A 22,515-nucleotide genomic window follows, 5' to 3' on the forward strand; every position below is an offset into this window, starting at 1 on the left:
TCGTGGAATTCGCGTTCGCTCAGACACCTGCCGTAACAGGTGCCTTCGAACAGCGCCCGAGCCTTTGGAGAAACCAGACAGACAGCGCCATGCCAGCGAGCGAGATGACGGTCGCTGTGGAAAACAGAGCGGAATAACCCAGCTTGTCGGCGACGATACCGGCAACGGATGCGCCAGCCATATAGATTATGAGTTCCGCGCAAGTCAGGATCGTGAAATCCGTGCCGGGCTGATCATGTGATGAAGATTTCATGAAGAAGGAATAGATGGCGACGAGTTCCATATAGCGGATCAGTGTCTGAAACGCCGAGGCCGACAGCGCCACCCAGATACCAGGCAGAATGCCTGCTGCGTTCAGCGTGAATGCCAGGAAGCAGATGCTTCTGAGACCACCCAGAAGAATAAGCGTGGCTGTCAACCCTGCCTTGCGGATGAGGAATGCGGCAATCGCCACCCCAATCAGGCCAGCCGTTGCGGCAGCACCGCCGGAGAGATAACCGATCCAGTCTGTCGGCACCTTTATATCGACGAGATAGGTGCCTTCCATGCCGCGCACGAGGCCTTCGCTGGCGCGATATGTGAGCGCAAAACCGAGGATCAGCCAGGCATTCGGGCGACGGAAGAAGCCGAGCAGACTTGCAGGCTCCTGGCTTTTCTCCGCAGTCGGCGCTTCCGGCTGCATGGCGACAGCAGCGGCAAGCGGCAGCAGAGACAAGGCCGCGACAAGCAGAATCATGGTCTGCCATCCGGCAAGGTGAAATACCACCAGAGCCGCCGTTCCGCCAATGATAACGCCCAGCGCGACGGCCCCGGCTTGGACCGCATTTCCCATGGACCGCGTCCGGTCCGTCAGTTGTCGCACCGCATAGCCATCTGTCGCAATGTCCTGAATGGAGGAGATAACGGTGATGCAAATGCAGATGGCAAAGAGAACTGACACGTTGCTGGGATCGACCAGAGCCATCGACGCAATACCTGCGCTCACCAGAAGCTGGGTGGGAACCACCCATCCCCGGCGATGCCCGATCTTTGGCCAGGGCGACCAACGGTCCACCAGTGGCGCCACGAGAAACTTCAGGATCAAGGGCAACATCAGCAGAGAAAACAACCCGATAGCCGTGCGCGATGCGCCGCTTTCTCGCATGATCGGCGGCAGGGCGACCAGCAGCAGATAGGTTGGAATGCCCTGAGCAAGATAAAGACCGCCCAACACGCCCATCAACCGCCGCTCGAATGGCGTCGTCAAAACAGCGCGGTCAGAAATCGTGTCGTTGATGTGGGCCATGCAGGAACCGAATTGTTTGGCCGGGATCGCGACAGACCTCGAAAGTTTGGCGTTAAGCGCCATCGCGTACCGGTGAATTAAACAGGAGTAATATTATCATGTTTAATTCCAGACGATCCGTAAAGCTTGGATATGAGCGAACCCGGTTAAGACAATAACGAACCGTGATTGTCGGCGGGGATTTTTCATCAGCAATCGACTTAGGGCGTCAAGATAAATGGTATAAATGACATAACCTTATAATCTTTTAAATTGCGCCGCGCGACCCGCTATGAGATTGTTCGTTCATAAACAGAAACGGTTTTGGGCGGAGCAAATGAGTGATGCGGGGCGCGGGCGCGAAACGATAGCGGTGATTGGTGGTGGACTGATCGGGACGAGTTGGTCTGCGCTTTTTCTGGCCTATGGTTATGACGTGGCACTGTTCGAGCCCTCCGTTGCTGACCGCGATCACGTCGCTGTCCGCATTGATGCGGCAATGGCGCAGATTGCGGAGGTGGCTCAAACGCTACCTGCACCGGGCCAGCTCCGTTTGACGGAAAACGTGGCGGATGCCGCATTCGGCGCAATTTGGGTTCAAGAGAACGCCCCGGAAAACGTACCGCTGAAGCGTGAACTCTATTCTGCGATTGAAACAGACGCTCCGGCGGGTATCACCATCGCCTCCAGCACCTCATCGCTGGTCTGGTCGGAATTGAGTGCCGAAATGGCCGATCCGTCACGGCTCATCACCGCCCATCCCTTCAACCCACCGCATCTGATGCCGCTGGTTGAACTCTATGGCAGTGATCGCAAACGCGTTGACGCTGCTGCGTCCTTCTACCGCACGCTGGATCGCCATCCGGTCAGATTGAAGCGGGAAGCGGTGGGCCACATTGCCAATCGCCTGTCTTCGGCGCTCTGGCGGGAGGCGGTCAATATGGTGGCGGAAGACATTGCCGAGGTCGAGGATATCGATGCAGCTCTCGTCTACGGCCCCGGCCTTCGCTGGTCCGTGGTCGGTTCGCATATGGCATATCATCTGGGCGGTGGCGCGGGCGGTATCGCACATTATCTTTCGCATCTCGGGCCCAGCCAGGAACGCCGTTGGCAGGACCTTGGGTCGCCAAGCCTCGATGCAGCGGCGTGTGAAAAACTCGTTGACGGCATCACCGCCGAAACGCGCGGCAGGAACATGTCCGAACTGGAGGCGATGCGCGATGACGGGCTAATTGCCGTACAGCGCGCCTTAAAAGGTCGCCGCGTCTAACGAGCTTCGTTCACATCAATTTTATTCTCTTTATGGATCCACGCATATATGGCCGAACGACATTCCCCGACCCCGCTTTATCACCGCGTTTATGCCGTCATGCGCGAACGTATCGTCAAGGGTTATTACCCCATCGACGTACCGGTTCCGAGTGAAGCGGAGCTTTCCGAAAGCTTTTCCGTCAGCCGCATTACGATCCGCAAGGCCATGGAAATGTTGACGGCGGAGGGTCTGGTGACGCGCACGCGCGGACGCGGAACCTATGTCACCGACCGCTCAAAGGAAAACAAACTCAACCGCGTGGTCGTTTCAAATATCAACAGCCTGTTCAGCTACCTCAACACGGTGGGCAAAAACACGAGGCTGAAAGTGGTCAGCCTTGATCTCGGTGAAGCGCCACCGCGCATCTGCGAGCAGATGGGCGTCCCACCGACCACAGAACTGATACGGGCCGTTCGCATCCGCTCCCTCGACCGCCGCCCTTACTCGCTGTCGATTGCCTATCTCCTCCCCGAGATTGGCCAAACGCTAAACCGCCAAGACCTGGCGACCACCAACATGATCGATCTGGTCCAGAAAACCGGTGTGGTGGTGGAACAGGTCGAACAAACCCTGACCGCGACGCTTGCCGATGATTACGCCGCCAAGCATCTGGAGATCCCCATCGGCGCGCCGCTGATGCTGGTCAATCGCGTGTTCTTCAACGCCGATCTGAAGCCGTTCTATGTAGCAGAAATTTTCTACCGGGCTGACCGCTATGAGTACCGCGTCTCGCTGAAGCGGGAAGATGGCAAGGATTTCTCGCTCGGGAATTGATCGTCTTCGCGTCAAAGAAAAGGCCGCACATCGGATGCGCGGCCTTCCTCTAAACTATGACATCAGCAGCTCTGAACATATCGCTCAGCCCTTTGCTGCATTCTCCGAAACGGCTCCCGCCTTCATCATGGCGTGCAGCATATCCAGCCGCGGCTCGACCGGTGGCGGATAAACATCTCTGCCGTGGGTGAGGCCAAGCGCGAGAAAGGTCTCGACCAGCTTGTACGTGAGAGGACCGGGATTGACGACGGGCACCGGCAGGTTCGCGGCGAGATATTCGCCCGCCTGGTGCATGGTCGTTGAGCCCAGGCAGATGACCTCCGCTCCGTCTTCCTCGATACAGCGCATGGCAACGTCGCGCATGCGTGGGAAAACACTGTCCTCCTTGCCGCCCAGCAGATTGGAGAAATCCGGTGGCTGATCGAAGCTGCGCACCGAGGCGCATTGGCGATCGAAACCATATTCGCGGATGGCCTTGCGGTATCGCGGCAGTGCCGGTTCCCATTGCGCCAACACGGAAAACTTGCCGCCGAGCGTCAGCGCGTAAAGCATTGACGCCTTGCCAGCGCCGATGACGGGAATAGAGAGGACGGAGCGCAGCATGACCATGCCGCTATCCGACATCGTGTCGATGCAAACAGCATCGAAGCCTTCGTCTTGCGCCTTGCACCCAGCCTCGAAGATGGCAAGGTCCATCAGGCCCCAATCATGCGGAGACATGAATGAGGTTGGGCCGCAGGTGACGGGGCGGTAGGTCAGCTCCCAATCCGCAGGCAGGGGCACGTATTGCGACTGCGCTTCACGATTGCGCACGCCTTCAGCATCCAGCGCGAAGGGAACGATGACGAGAATGCGGGTCATTGGTTACCCTCCAGATAGGCCGCACCGGCAGCGCCGATGGCGCGGATCATGTCGTGCTTGGGAGACAACGGCGTCGGCCATGTCGCCTTACTGTGGGTGAGGTTCAGGTCGAGCGCAATCGATGCCAGCTTGTAGGTCAGCGGGCCGGGATTGATGACGGGAACCCCAATGCGGGCAGAAAGCCAGGAATGCGCCTCATGCATGGTGGTGGAGCCCAAGATAAGCACCTGCGCGCCATCCTCTTCGACACATTTCTTCGCCGCGTCCAGCAGAAGCGGAAACACTTCGTCTTCCTTGCCAGCAAGCAGGCTCTTGTTATCAGGCGTCACGCCAATCGAGCGCATCGAGGCACATTTGTGCTCCATCCCAAGCTCGCCCAGCGTCTTGGTGTAGAGCATTTTCCAGCGATCCCACATCATCAGGATCGAGAATTTGTCACCCAACATCTGCGCCATCAGCATGGAGTGACGTCCCGGCGCAATCACGGGGATGGTCAGAACCGAACGCAGCATCGACATGCCACTGTCGGACATGGTGTCGATGCAGACGGCGTCGAAGCCTTCCTTCTCGGCATCAAGACCAGCATCAAGGATCGAGAAATCGGCGAGCGCCATATCGTGCTGGCTCGAGTAGTTCTTCGGCCCCGCCCGCACGGCGCGATAGTGAAACTCGATGCCCGGGCCAAGATCGACCGCCTTCATCTGCGCTTGCCTGCGGGCGAGATCATCCTGCCCCATGGGAAACGGTACGATGACCATAACCTTCTTCATCATGTCCTCCTCCTAATTGCGATTAGCTTTCGGCAGCAATCCGTGCAGCCGTGATGCCAGCCAACCGGCCAAAGCTGGTGGCCGTCAAAAGGCCGTTGCCGGACAGGTAGCCGTAATTGGAATCTCCAGACACACCGCGCGCAGCACCACCGCCCGCCATCAGGTTCGGCAAAACAGTGCCATCTTCGCGCAGCACCCGCGCCTCAGCATCGATCACCAAACCGCCCTGCGTATGGAACAACGCGCCGTTGACCTTAACCGCGCAATAGGGGGCGCTCAGCACCTGATCCTGCATGAAACTGCGACCAAAGCGGTCAGGCTCGCCGGTGCGTGCGGAGGTTTCGATGGCTTCGAACTCTTCACGAATGGCGGCCAATGAAAGCCCCGTCACCGTCGCAAGTTCCTCCAGACTGTTTGCCGTCTTGATGGCACCCAGCTTGCGGATTTCCCGGTAATCGTAAAAGCCCATCCCGGCCTCATCGCCCTTGGAATCATAGATGTCCCAGGCAATATGGTCCGGCTGCGCGGCGACTTCTGCAGCATGTTCGGAATAGCCGCGCATCTCGTTCGAAAAGCGCTGACCTTGCGTGTTGAGAAGAATGCCGCCCTTGGTGATGACGGCCCATGTCAACGGCAGAGCATGGGGGTGAGCGACCGATCCATGCCCTTGATAAGCTCCCATGTCGGCCAGAGCCGCGCCGATCTGTGCGCCCCATTTCACCGCATCGCCCGTGTTGGAAAGGTGACCGCAGCACTCGGCATCGGCAATTTCCGGGATGTATTTCTGCACGAGCGCGACATCGCCAGCAAAGCCGCAGGACGCAAGAACGAGCGCCTTGCAGCCCAGCATTTCCAGCGCGCCATCCGGCCGACGGAAACGGACGCCGGTTACGCGACCAGACGCATCCGCGTAGAGGTCTTCTACGGACGCATTCGTCACGACATCGATATCGGCGTTGGACACGGCAGAGAGAAGCGACTGCTCCAGGTCCGCGCCGGTGCGGCTTTTCGGGCCGTGCATGCGAAGGCGCGAATGGCCGGGATAGATGAAGCCCGTGACCAGTTCGAATTCGACCCTATGGCTGTCCATCAACCAGTCGATCATCGGACCTGCGGTTTGTGCCGCAACCAGCGCCATATCGTGCGGCGTGTGGTCATGGGTCTTGGCGACAAGGTCTTGAGCGAAAAGTTCGGGGCTGTCGTCAATGCCCGCCTCCTTCTGCAAACGGGTGCAGGGCGCGGGAATGAGGCCGGCGGACAGCGAGGTAGAGCCCGTGGGGTTCTCGTCCCGCTCCAGCACCATAACCTCTTGGCCCGCATCATGAGCCGCAAGGGCTGCGACCAGACCGCAGGCCCCTGCCCCGACAACCACGACCGGCATTTCAAAATCGAACGTCACGCCTTCCGCAGATAGCACTGCCATGGCTCAAATCTCCTGCTCAATAGCTGGTGCGGTTTGCTTCCGGTGTGCCGTAGCGTGCTTCCAGTTCCTGAATTTCAGGCATGCGCGCCATATCGAAGAACTCCTTGAAGTTCATGACGTTGGGCGCGACCGACGCGATGGTCTCCTCGGTCTTCAAGACCTGAAGCGTCTTGCGCGCGGCTTCGCAGGCGGAAAGAAGCAACCAGTTCGGATAGATGATGAGCTTGAAGCCCAACGCTTCGATTTCCGACCGCGTCAGGAACGGTGTCTTGCCCGAGGTCGCCATGTTGTAGAGCAACGGAATACCGGGAAAACGCGGTGCGATATGCGGCAGATCATCCGGGCCGGGGCTTTCGATGAAGATGACATCGGCACCCGCCTCGCGGTACATTTCCGCACGGTCGAACGCGGCGTTGCGGCCATGCAGTGCCAGCGCATCCGTGCGGGCGATGACGACGAAATTCTCGTCGATACGCGCATCGACGGCGGCCTTGACCTTCGCCACCATATCTTCCGCTGAAACAATCTGCTTGCCCGCCAGATGGCCACAGCGCTTCGGCAGCACCTGATCTTCCAGATGCACCGCGGCCACGCCCCCGCGCTCATAAAGCTGAATGGCACGGCGCACGTTGAGCGGGCCGCCGAAACCATTATCGGCATCAGCAATCAGCGGAATGTCGGAAGCGTCGGCAATGCGGGTGGCATTGTCGACCATCTCCGTCATCGTCAACAGACCGACATCCGGGTAGCCAAGGCGCGTGGCAGAGGTGCCAGCACCGGTCATATACATGGCGTCAAAACCGGCTTCCGTTACGAGGCGGGCATACATGGCATCGACCACACCGGGAGCCATGAGGGCTCGTTCGCCTGCCAGCAGCTGCCGCAGACGTTGGGTACGTGTAAGGGACATTATATTCTCCATTTCTCCGTAAATTGGCCCCGGCTCACTCCATCCGGGGCAGCGTCTCACATTCCGAGATAGGCCTGGCGCAACTGCGGATCGGCCAGCAGCGTGGCGGCCTCTCCCTGCATGACAAAACGGCCCTGCTCGATGACATAGGCGCGCTTTGCGACACCTAGCGACTGCATGACATTCTGCTCGACCAGCAACACGGCAACACCGTCGGCATTGATCTTGGTGATCAGCCCGAACATCTCTTCGACCATGATGGGGGACAGGCCGAGAGACGGCTCATCCAGAATAAGCAGTTCCGGCTCCGACATCATGCCGCGACCGATGGCGAGCATCTGCTGTTCACCGCCAGATAACGTGCCCGCAAGCTGGTTCATTCGTTCGCGAAGCCTTGGGAAGATTTCGCAGATGCGCTCGAAATTCTGTTTGGTGTTTTTGCTGGCACGGCGAAACGCACCAAGCTTCAGATTTTCGCCAACCGAGAGGTTGGGGAAAACCTTTCGCCCCTCCGGCACATGGGCAATGCCGAGTGCCACGATGTCGCGCGCATTTTTGCCAGTTATCGTCACGCCCTTGAAGGAGATCGATCCGGCGCTTGGCTTGATGAAGCCTGATATGACGTTGTTGAGCGTCGTCTTGCCTACGCCGTTCGAGCCCAACAAGGCGACGATTTCGCCATTGTCGACGCGCATGTCGATGCCTTGCAGCACGCTCATCGACCCATAGCCTGCGCGGATACCCTTGATATCAAGCATGGTTTTCCTCCTGCAGCCGGGCAGCGGCACCGTGGCCGAGATAGGCTTCCACCACCGACGGGTCCTTGACGAGTTCGCGCGGCGTGCCATGGGCAATCATCTTGCCCTGGTTCAGCACATAGGCGGTTTCGGCCAGTTGCATCACCGCCTGCATGACGTGTTCGATCATCAGGAAGGTATGCCCTTCCTCACGGATTTTACGGATGATGCCGACGATCTCGGTGATTTCGGACGGGATCAATCCGGCCATGACCTCATCGAGCAGCAGCAGTTTCGCACCGGTCGCCAGCGCACGCGCAAGCTCCAACCGTTTACGACCCGCAATGGTCAGTGAAGAGGCGGGGCGATCAAGCATCGCACCCATGCCCAGCCGCTTGCCCACATCCCGCGCCACCGACATGGCTTCGCGACGGTCGTGGTGGTGGAGATAGGCACCAACAGCGATGTTTTCCTGAACCGTTAACCCGGCAAAGGGCTGAACGATCTGGAAGGTGCGGATCATGCCCAGCGCGCAGATGCTGTGCGGCGCAAGGCCCGTGATATCCTTGCCCTGAAAGCGCACCGTGCCTTCGTCAGCCTTGGTAAAACCGGCAATCATGGTGAAACAGGTCGTCTTGCCTGCGCCGTTCGGCCCGAGAAGTCCGACAATGGAGCCTTCGGGTACATCGAGCGAGGCATCCGTGACGGCCTTCAAGCCACCGAAGCTTTTGGAAAGATTACGGACTTCAAGCATTGTCGTCCTCCTTCTTCTTCTTGAAGGTGCCAAGCTTGCCCGCAAGGCCGACAAGACCATTGGGCAGGAAGCGCAGCGCGCAGATCAGCACAATCGCGTAGAGCACGAAGTTCAGACCAGGCGCGTTCGGCAGCAGATGTTTCGCGCCCTCTCCAAGGAGATGCAGGCCGAGCGTGCCGAGCAGCGGACCCCAGATCGTCCCGGCACCGCCAATGATCGGGCCGATCAGTGCTTCGATGGAAACGGCGCTGCCATAGACCACGTTGCTGTCGATGAAGAGCCAGAGCTGGAGGTACAGCACACCGGCCAGACCACCAAAGGCACCTGAGATCGCCATGGCCTGAACCTTGATCTTGTAGGTGTTGATACCGAGCGCGCGGGCAGCGTCCTCATTTTCCCTGACGGCGATGAGATAGGCACCGAAACGGGAATATTTGATGAGAGCCGTAAGCGCCATGACAAGGGCGACCACAACCAAAAGAGCGGTGTAGGCGATGGCACGATCATTGAATTGCAGGTTCGCCACGCCGGGAACCAGTTTCAATTGCAGCCCGCTACCGCCGCCGGTGAAATCGAAGGACGAGGCGCAGATGCGCAGCACTTCTGCAAAGGCCAGGGTGACGAGCGCGAAGTAGGAACCCTTCAAGCCGTAACGAAACGCCAGAGCGCCGATGAAGGCTCCCATGGCAGCACCCGCGAGAATGCCAGCACCGAAGCCGACCCATGCGTTGACGCCGTACTGCACCTGAAGGATGGCCGATGCGTAAGCACCAGTGCCGTAAAGTGCTGCGTGACCGAAGGAAGACATGCCACCGAAACCGCCGGTGATATTCCACGAGAGCGCTACAACTGCAACAATCAGCGCGTTGATGGTAAAGCCCATCCACACCGGTGATGACGCGAAATAGACCCCGAAGAGATAGGCGAGAGCCGCCGCAATAAGGGCAATCTGCCCGATGGATTGAGGTCTCATGTTCTTGCCCTCCCGAGAAGCCCTGACGGTTTGAAGAGAAGGATGAGGATGAAGGCGAGGAAGATGCCGATCTGGCCGAGGCTTTCGCCGAGGAAGAGACCGCAAAGGGACTCGATGACGCCAAGCAGCAGACCGGCGACCAAGGCACCCAGCAGGCTGCCCATTCCGCCCAGCACGACTGTGGTGAAGGCGACGAGGACGAAGGTGTAGCCGACCTGCGGCGTAATATAGAATGTCGGCAGCAACAGGCAGGCAGCAAGCGCAACGCAGGCCGTGCCGATACCGAAGCAGATGGCATAGGTGTGGTTCACATCGATACCGACGAGTTCGGCCCCACGCTTTTCAATCGCCACGGCGCGAATGGCAGAGCCCGTGCGCGTATAGGCCATGAAGCACCAGAGCAGCGGTGCGACGGCGAGGGCTGCACCGAAGGCAATCACACGACCAAGCGGCAGGTACGCGCCCAGTACTTCGACCGTGTCATAGGCATAGGCGATATCCGCCGTACGCGTATTCGACGTCCAGAAGTAGAGCGCCAGATTGTCGATGATCATCGACACGGCAAGCGTAATGAGAAGAACGTTCTGTTCCGAGCCGCTGCTCATCGGCGCAATCAGGAACCGCTGCAACACGTAACCCAGCGCAAAAAAGGCGGGCAGCACGATGGGAATGGCGAGATAGGGATCGACGCCGAAATAGAAGTACAGGAAATAGACGGCGTAAAGCGCCAGCATCAACAGGCTGCCATGCGCAAAGTTGATGATGTGGAGCACGCCGTAGATGAGGGTCAGGCCCAGCGCTACCAGCGCATAGACGGCTCCCATCATCAGGCCGCTCAACACGGCAGGTAAGATCAGACTTGACATCAGGGCTCGCCTCTCTGTCGTTTGAAGAGCGCCCCCAGGGACATTGGCGTCCGTGGGGGCGAGACCGTGTCAGTTTTTGGCAGGGATCGGGAAGACCGCTTCTGCGGTGGCGTATTCCTTTGGGAACACCAGTTCGATCTTGTCGCCACGGATCTGCGTGTTCACCGGTTGCGAGTTGACATTGTCGCCATTGACGAACTTCGTCGGACCGTAAGGCATGATGGACTTGTCGAAGGTCGATGCGGCCAAAGCCTCGATCATCTTCTGGCGATCAGCCGAAGCGCCACGCTCCAGAGCGTCGGCAATGACCTGTATCGTCGCATAGGACACCATGACGTCATAGGTCAGGTCGAGCTTGGCTGCGGCAACGCTGGCGGCGAGCGCCTTGGACAGGTCCTTGGACGGATCGTACCAGTGATTGCAGTCCATCACATATTGGGCGACTTCCTTGTTCTCGCGAACGAACTTGATGTTGGATGCCGCGCCACCGAGGATGGAGTAGATGGCTTTGAGTTCAACACGCTGCTGGTTCAGCGCACGCGCCATCAATGTGTATTCATTGATGTAGTTCGACGGAATGAGGATATCGGCCTTCGATGCCTTGACGCGGAGCGCGATGTTGGAAAAGTCACGCTGCGGTGTTGGGTGCGAGATGGTCTCGACCACCTCGATGCCCTGCTTCGGCAGCTGTTCAGCCAGGATTTTCGCCATGTTGGAGCCGAAGGGACCGTCCTCATGGACGATAGCCGCCGTCTTGATGGAATTGCCCGCGCCGGCATTCAGAAGCTTGAGGTTCTCAAGCGCAACGCTGGTGCATTTGTTGACGCCCGGCGTGAAACGGAAAACGTTGGGCAGGCCGCGCGTTACGACAGTTTCGGCGGTGCCGATGGAGAAGACCTGCGCGAGATTGTACTTTGCTGCTGCCTGCGAGGAGGCAAGGCCGAGAGCTGATGCCGTTGCGCCGGTGAAGGCACAGGCATTGGCCTCGATCAGCGTATCGACGGCGGCGGCGGCGGCTTCCGGGCGGCTCTGCGCGTCCACCACGACGAGTTCGATCTTGGCACCGCCCATGGACTTGATGCCGCCTGCGGCATTGATAGCTTCTGCGGCAAACTTTGCACCGGCAGCACTCTGCGTGCCGTTATAGGCAAGGTTGCCTGTCAGCGGTTCGATGACGCCAACCTTGATGGCCGGTGTCTGCGCACGGAGAATGGATGGCGCAGCCAGGCTGACGGCTAGCGCTCCGGAGACCTTTAAAAGGTCGCGTCGTTCAATTTTGAATGTCATTTTATGCTCCCAGTTTTTTTATGAGACGGCAAAAGAAACTCGCTGGTCCGCCCGTCAACGGCCCAGCCAGGAATGCGACGCCATTCGATCCGTTTCGAAGGCGGTGATCTGCTCCATGAAAGTGAATGTCATTTCGATCTCGTCCAAACCGCGTAAGATACAGTCGCGCGCGAAGGGATCGATAACGATGGGGTGCGTGCCGAGATTACCCGGAAGGATCAGCTCGGCGGCCTCCAGATCGACCGTGACCTCCGCGTCAGGAAAACGGTTGAGATGATCTGCCAGCGCTTCGCAATGATCTACGGACAGGCGAACCGGCACGAGCCCATTTTTAAGGGCGTTGTTGAAGAAGATGTCGCCGAAGCTCGGCCCGATGACTGCCCGGATGCCATGGTCCACCAGAGCGTAAACCGCACCCTCGCGGGACGATCCGCATCCGAAATTGTCCTCAACGAGAAGAATGGTCGCGGCGTCGGCACCCGGCTTGTTCAGCGGAAACGACGGGTCCAGTTCTTTCTGCTCGTCGCGGCGGATGTCGTGGAACAGGAACTGGCCATAACCCTGCGCGCGGTCTGCCTTCAAAAAGCGACCGGGAATGATCTGATCCGTGTCGCAGTTGACGCCGGGGATGGCTACTGCTGTGGATGTTTCGCGAATGAATGCTTTCATCATTGTGCCCTCACATCCTGCGTACGTCGGTCAGACAGCCACTGATGGCGGCAGCAGCCGCCATGGCGGGGCTGACCAGATGGGTGCGCGCGCCGGGGCCCTGACGACCGACGAAATTGCGGTTGGAGGTGGAGGCGCAGCGTTCGCCGGGACCAACGACATCGCCATTGATTGCCGCGCACATGGAACAGCCCGACTCGCGCCATTCGAAACCTGCCTCAAGGAAGGTGCGAGCAATGCCCTCGGCTTCTGCTTGCGCCTTCACTTGCGTCGATCCCGGCACGACGATGGCCGGTATCATCGCCTTTCGGCCTTTGAGAATGGAGGCAGCAGCCCGCAAATCCTCGATCCGACTGTTGGTGCAGGAGCCGATGAAGACCTTGTCCAGTTTCAGGCCATCCAGAGGCGTGCCGGGCGCAAGCTCCATATATTCCAGCGACTTCGTCACCGCCTTGCGCTTTTCGACGCTGTCGAAAGTCGAGGGATCGGGGACGCGTCCATTGATCGAAACGGCATCTTCCGGGCTGGTGCCCCACGTCACCATGGGCGCGATATCCGCAGCATCCAACGACACTTCGGCATCGAAGAAGGCATCGCTATCGCTGGCAAGCGTGCGCCAGTGCGCAACCGCGCCGTCCCATTCCTGCTCCAATGGTGCGAAATGGCGGCCTCTAACATAGGCGAATGTTGTTTCATCCGCCGCAACCATGCCGAAGCGGGCCGCAGCCTCGATCGACATATTGCAAAGAGTCAGCCGCCCCTCGATGGAAAGATCTCTCACCACCTGTCCGGCGAATTCGATCGCGTGGCCACCTGCACCCGCAGCACCAATCTTCGCAATCAGCGCCAGCATGACATCCTTGGCGGTCACACCCTGCCCCAGCACGCCGTCAATCGTCACCCGCATTGTTTTAGGACGAGACTGCCACAGCGTTTGCGTGGCCAGAACATGAGCGTTTTCTGATTGGCCGATGCCGAAGGCGATGGCACCCAACGCGCCTTGCGTGGACGTATGGCTATCGGAACAGACGATGGTCAGGCCCGGCAATGTGATGCCCTGTTCCGGTGCCACGACATGGACGATGCCCTGCTCTCGGCTCGATATGCCGAAATGGCGCACGCCGCCCCATTCCATATTCTCATCAAAGGTGTCGATCATGTGGGCGATGGCTGGGCTTGCCGCATCGCTCGACTTTCGGCCCAGCGTCGGCACATAGTGGTCGGCAACACCGAATATCTGCTGTGGACGCCGTGGTTTCAGACCGCGCCGCTTGAGATCGGCAAAGGCATGGAAGCTGCCTTCGTGAATCATGTCGCGGTCAATGTAAAGCAAAGACGGTCCAGCCGGATGGCGCAATATCTCATGCTCATCCCAAATCTTGCCCAACATTGTGCGCGGTGCGACTGCTTGCGCCATGACCTTGTCTTTCTATTCTTCAAAAAGCGTTCGGTGAGCAGCCGCGGCCACTCACCTCAACGGCAACGCATTCAGCCAGCGGCACGGAACGCCGCGCAGATGTCGCCCGCGGGGGCATTCCACACGCCCTCGTGCGACAGAATGTAATCAAGGGCTTCGCGCAGGTATTCTACGCGATACGGCATGCCCGACACCCAGCTATGCAGCGGCAGGCTCATGACACGACCGCCATATTGCGCGCTTTCGCGGTAGAGAACGTCGAAGCGGTCCTTGACCTGCTGCACCCACTCGGCTTCCGACTGGAAATACTCGTCGGCCACAACACGGTCATCCGTCTCATAGGCCATTGGCATGGCAAGCAATGAGCCGTTTTTCGTCTGCATCTCGTAGGGAAGATCGTCGTTTGCCCAATCAAGGCTATAGGCGACCCCGTTGCGCGCCAAAAGATCAGGCGTGTTGAAGCCCTGCGCGCGACCCGGCGACAGCCAGCCCTCAACTTTCTGACCGCTCGCCTCGCGAAGCAGGCTCAGGGCCTCGGCGATAATGGCATTTTCTTCGTCTTCGCCAAGGCCGGAATGATGTACCTTGCCCATATCCAGACCATGAGCGATGATCTCATGCCCGCCTCTGACCACGGCGTCGATCAGCGCCGGATATCGCTTGGCAATCACACCATTGATGGCAAAGCTGGCTTCCAGCTCCTTTTCCGCAAGCAGCTTGAGAACGCGGAAAATGCCGATGCGATTGCCGTAGTCACGGTTCGTATAATAGCGAAAATCCGGGTAGGGCATGGACAAAGCGCCCGGCGCCTTGAACGGCTTCGAGGGCATATCGAGCGGAAAATGCTGGACGTGTGTGACGATGGAGAGCGCAATGCGCGCACCATCCGGCCATGCAATCGGCTTGCGGGAGAACATGTCGCTCCAAGCGTAGCGATCATGGTCCATGCCGTAACGACGGGCGGGATATTTGAGATAGTCTTCAGGCATAGACATCAGCGTGCTCCCTTCCCGGAATTATGGGCAACCATGGCAGCACTCATCGCGTCGTAGGCACCGGTGGCATGATAGGCTGCTGCGATTTCGCGGCCTGTCGTCTGCCACACGCCGTCATGGCTGGCGATGTATTCGATGGCTTCAGCAAAGGCGTCGATGCGGTGTGGCTGGCCAACGAGATAGGGATGCAGCGGAATGCACATGACCGTGCCGCTTTCATCGCCTTCCTTATAAAGCTGATCGAACTGCCGCTTGATGATTTCGCCATAATGGCGGGGCGTGACCTTCTGGCTGTTGTAGACGATGACGTCGTTCATCTCGAGCGAGTACGGCATGGAAATCAGCTTGCCGGACTTCACCTTGACCGGCATCGGCTGGTCATCATGGAACATGTCGCAGGTGTACTGAATGCCCGCTTCCGACAGAATATCCATCGTCCAGAAATTATTGGACAGCGCTGGCGAAAGCCATCCTGCCAGTTCCTGACCGGTGTGTTTGCGCACCGTGTCGAAAGCATCGCGGATGATCGCACGCTCCTGCTCGATATCGAGATTGTAGACATAACGCGTGTTGTAGATGCCGTGGGAGAAGAACTCCCAGCCACGATCCGCACAGGCCTTGATGATTTCAGGATGGTGATCGCACAGCGCGACGTTGAGCGAGACGGAGCCGCGAAAACCGGCCTTGTCCATCGCCGCCATCATCCGCTGCCAACCGGCACGGTTGCCGTAATCGCGGTGAGAATATTGCAGAACATCCGGGTTTGGGCGCGCCCAGGGTGTGCGGGTGGGGTTGTTCGGCGGATTGTATTCGTAAAACTCGATGTTGGGCGCGATCCAGACGGCGATCTTCTTGTTGCCGGGCCAGACGATTTTGGGGCGGCTGGGCCAAGGCAAGTAATCGTAGAGCCCCAAATCCGACTTCATGGCGGTGTCTTCAGCAGCCATCTCAGCGAACCTCCGGCTGATAGGCCTCGTACCAGGCAACGGCATCCGAGACAGGGATCACGTCGCCATACTTCACCGAAATGTCGTAGAGATTGGCGAAATGCGGGCTCTCATGCTTGTCGGCCACGCACTCCTCGGGAACGATGACCCGGTAGCCGCGCGAAATGGAATCCACCACGCAGGCGCGGATGCAGCCGGATGTCGAGCCACCGGTCAGGACGACCGTATCGCACTGGTGCCAGACCATCAGCGACTGAAGATTCGTTTCGTGGAAGGGAGATGCCATGCGTTTGTTGAGGATGATGTCCTTGATGTGATCGATCTTCAGGCGTGGATCGAACTCGGCCCGGCGCGAGCCGACCTTGATGTTCTGCAGGGAATCTGGCGTGTCGGTGCGCGTGCCCCAGACGCCACAATCCTCACCCGATTCCATGTAGGCTACATAGGTCCACGTTACCGGCAGGCCCTTGTCGCGGGCAAGACCGGACAGTGTATTGACGTATTCCAGCTGCCGGGGATCGGTCTCATATGCCGTCACGAACTCGCCGAGAGACGTGTAAGCACATTGCAAATCGATATTGATCAGCATCGGCTTGCGACCGAACCCAAATCGTTTGCGCGTGGGATTGGCTTTGGCCTGCTCGTACAATTGACGCGCGGTAAGCGATGAGTTTTCCATGACGGCCTCCTGTGTCTTGCGACCCTCCACACGGTCCGACAGGCGGGCCGCTTCCTCAGCAGAGGGGACGCTTTATTCTTTCTATTGTTATCACTTTATATCATTTGTAAAGCCACTTTTCGAAGCCATTTGATGTCTTTTTTAAAGACGCATTTTGTCTGTGCAGATGCCTTGCAAGTAGTGGATTCAATGCTGATAAATTGAGCAGCTAGAGCTGCTTTGATGGAGAAAATGCAATGTCCCAATCCCCCTGCCCGCCGATCAGCGATGCGGAGTGGCCCGAATCCATCAGTGAGATGCGCAGCGGTTTTGCCGGTCAGCTGAATGTTTATCGTACCATGGCGCACCACCCCGCCCTTCTTCAAAGCTGGACGCCTCTTCGCCAACATCTGGTGAAGGACAGCGCGCTTGGCCCCGCTCGATCCGAGGTGGTGATTTTGCGAACCGGACATCGCCTCGGCTCGCATTATGAATGGGCGCACCACGTCAGTAGGGCGCGCACCTTAGGCTTCTCGGATGAGCGCATACGCTCCATCGCGGCCATGCCCGAGGGTGAGGACGGCTTGCTCGTAAAAGCGGTCGATGCCCTGTTCGACCTCCACCGGATTCCCGTAGAATTGGAGGCCGAACTCGCAGCGGTTATAGGCCGCCAGGCGGTTTTCGATCTGATCGCAACAGTCGGCTTCTACATCGTCCTCGGCGGCATTCTTATGACCTATGAGACGCCCGTGGATGACGCCGTCGCATCGGAGCTGGCAGCAGCTCCGATATCGCCGCCTGCGTGAGATCGCGTCAAGCGTCTTTGAGTTTCGGCGCGCCATTCAACTGGTCGATAAGCGTCGAACTGGCCTCGTTCATGCCCAACACATCAACAGTCACGCCGTGCTTTGTGAAGCGCTCCACCACTTTTTCGAGCGCAGCAACGGCGGTAATGTCCCAAAAATGCGCTTGGGAAACATTGATAACAGCAGCCATACCGGTTGCTTCCTCGATATCGAAGGCATCGACGAAGACATCCGCCGAGGCGAAGAAGACCTGACCGGACACACGGTATGTCACACGGCGCGAAAACTCGTCTTTCTCCGTTTCCACCCGCAACAGTCGGGCAACCTTGAAGGTGAAGAAGACGCCGCTGAGAAGCACACCCACGGCAACACCCAGAGCGAGGTTCGCGCTCAACACCGTCACGATGACGGTTGCGACCATGACCACGCTCGATATTTTTGGATGAACGACGAGGGTCTTGAGCGATGACCAGTCAAACGTATCGATGGACACCATGACCATGATCGCAACCAGTGCAGCAACGGGAACTTGAGAAACCCAGGGTTTCAAAAGTACAATCAGCACCAGAAGAAATGCGCCCGCAAACAGCGTCGACAGGCGCCCGCGCCCTCCATATTTGACGTTGCTGACGGTCTGGCCGATCATACCGCAACCCGCAATTCCGCCGAAAAGGCTGGCCGCCGTGTTGGCGATGCCGAGGCCTGTGCATTCGCGGTTCTTGGAGCTGGGGGTTCCCGTGAGATCGTCAACGACGCTCGCGGTCATCATGGATTCCAGCAAGCCAACCATGGCGATGGCCAGCGCCGGTCCGGCGATGATCTTGAACGTGTCCAGCGTGAGTGGAACAGCCGGCCAGCTGAAGATCGGCAGGGAATCCGGCAGTTTTCCAAGGTCTGCGATGGTCATGACCGGAAGCTGGAAGCCTACTGAAACGGCGGTCAAAACCAGAATGCAGATCAGAGGCGAAGGAACAGCCGTCGTCAATCTTGGAACGAGGTAGATGACAACGAGCCCGGCAGCCAGCATGCCGTAGGCTAACCAATCGCCACCCAGAATATGCGGCAACTGCGCCGCGAAGATGAGGATCGCAAGCGCGTTGACGAAGCCAGTTCGCACGGATTTCGAAACGAAGCGCATCAAGACGCCCAGCCGCAACAGACCGAATAGAATTTGCAGCACACCCGCCAGCAGGCCGGCAGCAAAAAGATAGGGCAGTCCGTGCGTATGGACGAGCGGCGCAGCGACCAACGCCACTGATCCGGCCGCAGCCGAGATCATCGCGGGTCGGCCACCGGTGAACGCAATGACGATACCAATGATAAAGGAGGCGAAAAGCCCGACTTGAGGATCAACGCCCGCGACGAAGGAAAACGCGATGACCTCCGGGATCAAAGCGAATGTCGCGACGGCACCGGCAAGCATTTCGCGGATGGGATTGGCAGACCAATCCCGACGGATAGAGGTGAGTAGCATGTGATGAGTTCTCGCAAAGCATGTCGAACGCGCTTGAGGCGTCATTAAAGGCATGCAGCTTTTGCGTTGTCTGGCGGATCGGCGGCCAGAAGAGCCACCCGGAATTTCACCGGGTCCGTGGTGAGTGACTTTTTATGACCTCATCCGTTCTGCGATGCAACATGGTGCTCAAAAAATTTGACATCAAGACGCCAAGCGTCAGCTTATTCAGGCCAAGCGGCACTCGCCATTAGCGGGAAACGTCTCCGTTTTATCCGCTCAAATGCCCTCGATTTTCCTAGCAGCCGCGCAGAGGAACCAATTGAGTTCATAGGCGTTTATCTCCGTCCCGCGAAGGAGAGCCCTCATGAAAATCTTCACTGCTGCTATCTGTTTTGTTTCCGTTGCCGTACTCAGTGGTTGTGTCGATGACCGTGGCTACCGAAGCGGCGGATATTATTCGACAACGGTCTACAGCCGGACCTACGACAATGATCGTTACTATCGTGATCGGGATTACCGCCGGGACCGTGGTCGCGACTGGAGAGACCGTCGTGGTGACTGGCGCGACAACGACCGTGGCCGATATCGCTACGGTGACAACCGGGTGATCTACGGCGTCACTACGCGCTAGTCATATTTTTATGGGAGGGTCCGCGAGGTGCCTCCCTCTTCATTCGTCGCAACCTTCTGACACGCATCTTATTTGAATTTTAGTACCGCACTCGGCATCTTCATCGCGGCGCGATCAAGCCCCAACTAAATATTTTATGAAGATGGAACCGAGGCGTCGCCCTTTTGGTTAGGGGCCTAATGATTAGCATTACACGTGCGGACACCCGGACCTTCATCACAGGCGCCTGGAATTAACCATGGCATTCAACCAAACCTGAATTCAGCCGATAATGCCTGCTTTGCGGTTGAGGGATACCCCACGTTGCCATACGACTGAAAGGTCTGTTTGGTGGCCTGATCTGGGCCACTCTTTCGCATGGGGGACTGGATTGATGCATGTGGAGAGCCTTGCTGGTGCCCATAATGAGGCAGGAATCTATACGTGGTCACTTGAGAACGACCGTCTCTACGGAGATACAGCTATTGCTGCTCTCTTCGGACTGGAACCTGCGGAGACCATACGCGGCCTGCCGCTTATGTCCTACCTAGATCGTGTCCACACGGACGACAGGCCAATGCTCGCCGCTCTCATCGCCAAAGCAGTAGAGGACGGTCTTCCCTATAATGCAGAATATCGCGTCCGAAACGCCCTCAACGAGTTTGAGCTCGTCATGGCCGTCGGGCGGTGCTTCCGCGACCCGGCTGGAAACCCATCCATCTATTCAGGTATCATCTATCCCGTTGAAAAACTCGGATAGAGACTCATACCCCCAACAACGGTATCAGCCGGGCCCGCCTCGAATGACAGGCCCGACAGAAATCGTCTTACGCGACCTCTGGTAGCCCGCTGAGAAGCTTGTCGAGCGTCATCGGATAATGCCGCACGCGCACGCCAGTCGCATTGTAAATTGCATTGGCAATGGCAGCCGACACGCCGCAGAGACCCAACTCACCAACACCTTTCGCCTTCATGGGCGAAGACATTGGGTCAGTCTCATCCAGGAAAATGACATCCTGATGTGGAATATCGGCGTGAACAGGCACTTCGTAACCAGCGAGATCGTGGTTGACGAAGAAGCCCCGCTTGGTATCGACCGCAAGCTCTTCCGATAGGGCACCACCGGCACCCATCGTCATCGCACCGATAACCTGGCTGCGCGCCGTGATCGGGTTCAGAATGCGGCCCGCCGCACACACCGCCAACATGCGACGGATGCGTGTTTCACCTGTTGCGGCATCCACACCGACTTCAACGAAGTGGGCACCGAATGTGGACTGCTGATGCGTCTTGGTCAGATCGCCCCACTCCATCTTGTCTTCGCCAACCAGACCCTCGGCACCGGCTGCTTCAGCAAGCGGTACAGCGCGATTGCCAGATTTGACCGATCCGTCTTCAAACACGGCATCTTCGGAATTGAAGCCGAGCTTCTGGGCGATGGCTTCCCGCAGTTTCACGCAGGCGGCGTACACACCTGATGTGGATGAGTTGGCACCAAACTGGCCGCCTGAGCCCGCAGATATCGGGAAGCGGGAGTCCCCTAGCTGCACAGCCACCTTGTCGATGCCCACACCCATCATTTCCGCAGCCGTCTGCGCAATAATCGTGTAACTGCCGGTGCCGATGTCGGTCATATCGGTTTCGACGGTGATGATACCATCCCTACCGAGCTTGACCCGCGCTGCGGACGGCAGAACGAGGTTGTCACGGAATGCAGCGGCAACGCCCATGCCGATCAGCCAATTTCCTTCCCGCTTTGATCCAACCTTCGGGCGGTTGTTCCAACCAAAGCGTTCTGCACCCAGTTTTAGACAGCCGATGAGATCGCGATGGGAAAAAGGCCGCTCGTGGTTCTCAGGATCGACCTGCGTGTCGTTGAGAACGCGAAACTCGATCGGGTCCAGACCAACTTTTTCCGCAATTTCGTCAATAGCGATTTCCAAGGCCATCAGACCCGGCGCTTCACCCGGCGCACGCATGGCATTGCCTTCAGGCAGGTTCAGCGTCGCAAGCCGCATTGCCGTCATGCGGTTTGCACCGGCGTACAGAAGACGCGTCTGGTTCACGGCCGTTTCCGGCACACCGCCCGGAAGATCACCCGACCAGCTTTCATGAGCGATGGCCGTGATTTTTCCATCCTGCTCCGTACCGATACGAATGCGCTGGATCGTTGCTGGCCGATGCGTGGCATTGTTGATCATGAAGGGACGCGGCAACGCCACCTTTACCGGGCGACCAGCTTCTTTTGCGCCAAGCGCAGCCAAAACAGCATCGACGCGCAAAAACAATTTGCCGCCAAAGCCGCCACCGATAAAGGGTGACATCAGGTGGATCTTATCCTTCTCGACGCCCAATGTCGTCGCGAGATCGGAACGCCACCAATCGATCATCTGACTGGACGTCCACACCGTCACTTCGTCACCATTCCACGCAGCGATGGAGGCATGCGGCTCCATCATCGCATGTGATTGGTCAGGAGTCGTATAGGATTGGTCAATCGTGACAGGCGCTGCGGAAAACGCGGCAGCGAAATCACCGACGGCGGTGTCAGGCCTCTGGGATTCGTCCGGTTTCTTTGCGGCATCTTTCTGCGCACTTAGATCGAAAGTACCCTTTTCTTCCGTATATTCGACCTTGATCAGACCAGCAGCGGCACGCGCCTGCTCAAAAGTCTCAGCTACGACAACGGCGATGGCCTGATGGTAATGCTCGATCTCATCGCCACCGAAAAGATTGGCAGTATTAAACTCTCCCTTTTTGAGCTTGCCGACATCCAGAGTGGTAACGACGGACACAACACCGGGAGCTTTTTTGGCTGCGGCGACGTCCATTGACTTGATCCGTCCCTTGGCAATGGCCGAGCCGAGCGGATAGCCATAGGCATATTTCAGGTTGGGGTCATGCCACTCATAGGCATACATAGCCCGGCCCGTCGTCTTCAACTCGCCATCGATGCGATGGATCGGCTTGCCGACGACTTTGAGACGGTCGATGGGATTGGTCGTTGCTGGTTTATCGAACTTCAT

Annotated in this window: 22 protein-coding genes and 1 other annotated feature; of the genes, 5 read left to right on the plus strand and 17 right to left on the minus strand. The window is 58.2% G+C overall.

Annotated elements, in window-relative coordinates:
* Positions 1-19 precede the first annotated feature (19 nt).
* Complete coding sequence (locus tag ABUK73_RS13365) at positions 20-1,285, minus strand: RhtX/FptX family siderophore transporter (RefSeq protein WP_454892367.1); 1,266 nt, start codon at positions 1,283-1,285, stop codon at positions 20-22.
* A 316-nt stretch (positions 1,286-1,601) separates the two neighbouring features.
* Here ABUK73_RS13365 and ABUK73_RS13370 point away from each other — a divergent pair, with 316 nt between their 5' ends.
* Positions 1,602-2,534, plus strand: coding sequence for a 3-hydroxyacyl-CoA dehydrogenase NAD-binding domain-containing protein (locus ABUK73_RS13370; RefSeq protein ID WP_353577714.1), 933 nt, complete (start codon positions 1,602-1,604; stop codon positions 2,532-2,534).
* 48 nt (positions 2,535-2,582) lie between these two features.
* On the plus strand, positions 2,583-3,350 hold the full coding sequence (locus ABUK73_RS13375; protein WP_353577715.1) for a GntR family transcriptional regulator: 768 nt from the start codon (positions 2,583-2,585) through the stop codon (positions 3,348-3,350).
* Between the two features lie 84 nt (positions 3,351-3,434).
* On the opposite strand, the gene ABUK73_RS13380 is transcribed toward ABUK73_RS13375, so the two are convergent.
* The 14 genes from ABUK73_RS13380 to ABUK73_RS13445 all read right to left on the minus strand — a co-directional run bounded on the left by ABUK73_RS13380 (position 3,435) and on the right by ABUK73_RS13445 (position 16,638).
* The gene (locus ABUK73_RS13380) at positions 3,435-4,211 is read right to left on the minus strand and encodes an aspartate/glutamate racemase family protein (protein WP_353577716.1); all 777 of its coding nucleotides are present in this window, start codon (positions 4,209-4,211) and stop codon (positions 3,435-3,437) included.
* Complete coding sequence (locus ABUK73_RS13385; RefSeq protein WP_353577717.1) at positions 4,208-4,984, minus strand: aspartate/glutamate racemase family protein; 777 nt, start codon at positions 4,982-4,984, stop codon at positions 4,208-4,210. Before ABUK73_RS13385 ends, ABUK73_RS13380 begins: the two co-directional genes overlap by 4 nt.
* A 19-nt stretch (positions 4,985-5,003) precedes the next feature.
* Positions 5,004-6,404 (minus strand): FAD-dependent oxidoreductase, encoded by a 1,401-nt coding sequence (locus tag ABUK73_RS13390; protein ID WP_353577718.1) that lies wholly within the window; start codon positions 6,402-6,404, stop codon positions 5,004-5,006.
* A gap of 16 nt (positions 6,405-6,420) precedes the next feature.
* A complete protein-coding gene (locus ABUK73_RS13395) occupies positions 6,421-7,314 on the minus strand; it encodes an isocitrate lyase/PEP mutase family protein (RefSeq protein WP_200925502.1) in 894 nt (297 codons plus the stop codon).
* Between the two features lie 56 nt (positions 7,315-7,370).
* Positions 7,371-8,072 carry an ABC transporter ATP-binding protein gene (locus tag ABUK73_RS13400; RefSeq protein WP_062448487.1) on the minus strand — a complete coding sequence of 234 codons (702 nt, stop codon included), beginning with the start codon at positions 8,070-8,072 and terminating at the stop codon, positions 7,371-7,373.
* Complete coding sequence (locus ABUK73_RS13405) at positions 8,065-8,805, minus strand: ABC transporter ATP-binding protein (protein WP_103659653.1); 741 nt, start codon at positions 8,803-8,805, stop codon at positions 8,065-8,067. The genes ABUK73_RS13400 and ABUK73_RS13405 overlap by 8 nt, the downstream gene beginning before the upstream one ends.
* The gene (locus ABUK73_RS13410; RefSeq protein ID WP_353577719.1) at positions 8,798-9,778 is read right to left on the minus strand and encodes a branched-chain amino acid ABC transporter permease; all 981 of its coding nucleotides are present in this window, start codon (positions 9,776-9,778) and stop codon (positions 8,798-8,800) included. Before ABUK73_RS13410 ends, ABUK73_RS13405 begins: the two co-directional genes overlap by 8 nt.
* Positions 9,775-10,644 (minus strand): branched-chain amino acid ABC transporter permease, encoded by an 870-nt coding sequence (locus ABUK73_RS13415; RefSeq protein WP_062448481.1) that lies wholly within the window; start codon positions 10,642-10,644, stop codon positions 9,775-9,777. The genes ABUK73_RS13410 and ABUK73_RS13415 overlap by 4 nt, the downstream gene beginning before the upstream one ends.
* Positions 10,645-10,713: 69 nt before the next feature.
* Entirely contained in the window at positions 10,714-11,931 is a 1,218-nt protein-coding gene (locus tag ABUK73_RS13420) for an ABC transporter substrate-binding protein (protein WP_353577720.1), read from the minus strand.
* Between the two features lie 54 nt (positions 11,932-11,985).
* The gene (gene leuD / locus ABUK73_RS13425; protein WP_353577721.1) at positions 11,986-12,603 is read right to left on the minus strand and encodes a 3-isopropylmalate dehydratase small subunit; all 618 of its coding nucleotides are present in this window, start codon (positions 12,601-12,603) and stop codon (positions 11,986-11,988) included.
* 7 nt (positions 12,604-12,610) lie between these two features.
* Positions 12,611-14,017 (minus strand): 3-isopropylmalate dehydratase large subunit, encoded by a 1,407-nt coding sequence (gene leuC, locus ABUK73_RS13430; RefSeq protein WP_353577722.1) that lies wholly within the window; start codon positions 14,015-14,017, stop codon positions 12,611-12,613.
* 71 nt (positions 14,018-14,088) lie between these two features.
* Positions 14,089-15,012, minus strand: a complete 924-nt coding sequence (locus tag ABUK73_RS13435; protein ID WP_353577723.1) for a polysaccharide deacetylase family protein — start codon at positions 15,010-15,012, stop codon at positions 14,089-14,091.
* Entirely contained in the window at positions 15,012-15,959 is a 948-nt protein-coding gene (locus tag ABUK73_RS13440; protein ID WP_353577724.1) for a polysaccharide deacetylase family protein, read from the minus strand. Before ABUK73_RS13440 ends, ABUK73_RS13435 begins: the two co-directional genes overlap by 1 nt.
* 1 nt (position 15,960) lies before the next feature.
* A complete protein-coding gene (locus ABUK73_RS13445; RefSeq protein ID WP_353577725.1) occupies positions 15,961-16,638 on the minus strand; it encodes an isochorismatase family protein in 678 nt (225 codons plus the stop codon).
* A 236-nt stretch (positions 16,639-16,874) separates the two neighbouring features.
* Here ABUK73_RS13445 and ABUK73_RS13450 point away from each other — a divergent pair, with 236 nt between their 5' ends.
* Complete coding sequence (locus ABUK73_RS13450) at positions 16,875-17,423, plus strand: carboxymuconolactone decarboxylase family protein (protein ID WP_353577726.1); 549 nt, start codon at positions 16,875-16,877, stop codon at positions 17,421-17,423.
* Positions 17,424-17,430: 7 nt separating this feature from the next.
* On the opposite strand, the gene ABUK73_RS13455 is transcribed toward ABUK73_RS13450, so the two are convergent.
* On the minus strand, positions 17,431-18,897 hold the full coding sequence (locus tag ABUK73_RS13455) for a SulP family inorganic anion transporter (RefSeq protein ID WP_353577727.1): 1,467 nt from the start codon (positions 18,895-18,897) through the stop codon (positions 17,431-17,433).
* Positions 18,898-18,961: 64 nt separating this feature from the next.
* Positions 18,962-19,017: a sequence feature (sul1 is cis-regulatory element that is thought to sense ions involved in sulfur or methionine metabolism; They are found in Alphaproteobacteria), on the minus strand.
* A 226-nt stretch (positions 19,018-19,243) separates the two neighbouring features.
* Between ABUK73_RS13455 and ABUK73_RS13460 the strand changes: the two genes are divergently transcribed.
* Together ABUK73_RS13460 and ABUK73_RS13465 are read left to right on the plus strand one after the other, a co-directional pair.
* Positions 19,244-19,510: a hypothetical protein gene (locus tag ABUK73_RS13460; RefSeq protein ID WP_353577728.1), complete on the plus strand. Its 267-nt coding sequence runs from the start codon at positions 19,244-19,246 to the stop codon at positions 19,508-19,510.
* Positions 19,511-19,883: 373 nt separating this feature from the next.
* Positions 19,884-20,249, plus strand: coding sequence for a PAS domain-containing protein (locus tag ABUK73_RS13465; RefSeq protein ID WP_353577766.1), 366 nt, complete (start codon positions 19,884-19,886; stop codon positions 20,247-20,249).
* A gap of 67 nt (positions 20,250-20,316) precedes the next feature.
* Here the strand turns inward: ABUK73_RS13465 and paoC are convergent, their stop codons facing one another.
* Positions 20,317-22,515, minus strand: coding sequence for an aldehyde oxidoreductase molybdenum-binding subunit PaoC (paoC, locus tag ABUK73_RS13470; RefSeq protein WP_353577729.1), 2,199 nt, complete (start codon positions 22,513-22,515; stop codon positions 20,317-20,319).

The organism is Agrobacterium vacciniicorymbosi (assembly GCF_040427045.1).
Taxonomy (GTDB): Bacteria; Pseudomonadota; Alphaproteobacteria; order Rhizobiales; family Rhizobiaceae; genus Agrobacterium.

What these genes read in the sequence shown, in the direction of transcription:
- ABUK73_RS13365 (WP_454892367.1), bottom strand. Translation starts at nt 1,285, where the DNA reads ATGGCCCACATCAACGACACGATTTCTGACCGCGCTGTTTTGACGACG.
- ABUK73_RS13370 (WP_353577714.1), top strand. Translation starts at nt 1,602, where the DNA reads ATGAGTGATGCGGGGCGCGGGCGCGAAACGATAGCGGTGATTGGTGGT.
- ABUK73_RS13375 (WP_353577715.1), top strand. Translation starts at nt 2,583, where the DNA reads ATGGCCGAACGACATTCCCCGACCCCGCTTTATCACCGCGTTTATGCC.
- ABUK73_RS13380 (WP_353577716.1), bottom strand. Translation starts at nt 4,211, where the DNA reads ATGACCCGCATTCTCGTCATCGTTCCCTTCGCGCTGGATGCTGAAGGC.
- ABUK73_RS13385 (WP_353577717.1), bottom strand. Translation starts at nt 4,984, where the DNA reads ATGATGAAGAAGGTTATGGTCATCGTACCGTTTCCCATGGGGCAGGAT.
- ABUK73_RS13390 (WP_353577718.1), bottom strand. Translation starts at nt 6,404, where the DNA reads ATGGCAGTGCTATCTGCGGAAGGCGTGACGTTCGATTTTGAAATGCCG.
- ABUK73_RS13395 (WP_200925502.1), bottom strand. Translation starts at nt 7,314, where the DNA reads ATGTCCCTTACACGTACCCAACGTCTGCGGCAGCTGCTGGCAGGCGAA.
- ABUK73_RS13400 (WP_062448487.1), bottom strand. Translation starts at nt 8,072, where the DNA reads ATGCTTGATATCAAGGGTATCCGCGCAGGCTATGGGTCGATGAGCGTG.
- ABUK73_RS13405 (WP_103659653.1), bottom strand. Translation starts at nt 8,805, where the DNA reads ATGCTTGAAGTCCGTAATCTTTCCAAAAGCTTCGGTGGCTTGAAGGCC.
- ABUK73_RS13410 (WP_353577719.1), bottom strand. Translation starts at nt 9,778, where the DNA reads ATGAGACCTCAATCCATCGGGCAGATTGCCCTTATTGCGGCGGCTCTC.
- ABUK73_RS13415 (WP_062448481.1), bottom strand. Translation starts at nt 10,644, where the DNA reads ATGTCAAGTCTGATCTTACCTGCCGTGTTGAGCGGCCTGATGATGGGA.
- ABUK73_RS13420 (WP_353577720.1), bottom strand. Translation starts at nt 11,931, where the DNA reads ATGACATTCAAAATTGAACGACGCGACCTTTTAAAGGTCTCCGGAGCG.
- leuD (WP_353577721.1), bottom strand. Translation starts at nt 12,603, where the DNA reads ATGATGAAAGCATTCATTCGCGAAACATCCACAGCAGTAGCCATCCCC.
- leuC (WP_353577722.1), bottom strand. Translation starts at nt 14,017, where the DNA reads ATGGCGCAAGCAGTCGCACCGCGCACAATGTTGGGCAAGATTTGGGAT.
- ABUK73_RS13435 (WP_353577723.1), bottom strand. Translation starts at nt 15,012, where the DNA reads ATGTCTATGCCTGAAGACTATCTCAAATATCCCGCCCGTCGTTACGGC.
- ABUK73_RS13440 (WP_353577724.1), bottom strand. Translation starts at nt 15,959, where the DNA reads ATGGCTGCTGAAGACACCGCCATGAAGTCGGATTTGGGGCTCTACGAT.
- ABUK73_RS13445 (WP_353577725.1), bottom strand. Translation starts at nt 16,638, where the DNA reads ATGGAAAACTCATCGCTTACCGCGCGTCAATTGTACGAGCAGGCCAAA.
- ABUK73_RS13450 (WP_353577726.1), top strand. Translation starts at nt 16,875, where the DNA reads ATGTCCCAATCCCCCTGCCCGCCGATCAGCGATGCGGAGTGGCCCGAA.
- ABUK73_RS13455 (WP_353577727.1), bottom strand. Translation starts at nt 18,897, where the DNA reads ATGCTACTCACCTCTATCCGTCGGGATTGGTCTGCCAATCCCATCCGC.
- ABUK73_RS13460 (WP_353577728.1), top strand. Translation starts at nt 19,244, where the DNA reads ATGAAAATCTTCACTGCTGCTATCTGTTTTGTTTCCGTTGCCGTACTC.
- ABUK73_RS13465 (WP_353577766.1), top strand. Translation starts at nt 19,884, where the DNA reads ATGCATGTGGAGAGCCTTGCTGGTGCCCATAATGAGGCAGGAATCTAT.
- paoC (WP_353577729.1), bottom strand. Translation starts at nt 22,515, where the DNA reads ATGAAGTTCGATAAACCAGCAACGACCAATCCCATCGACCGTCTCAAA.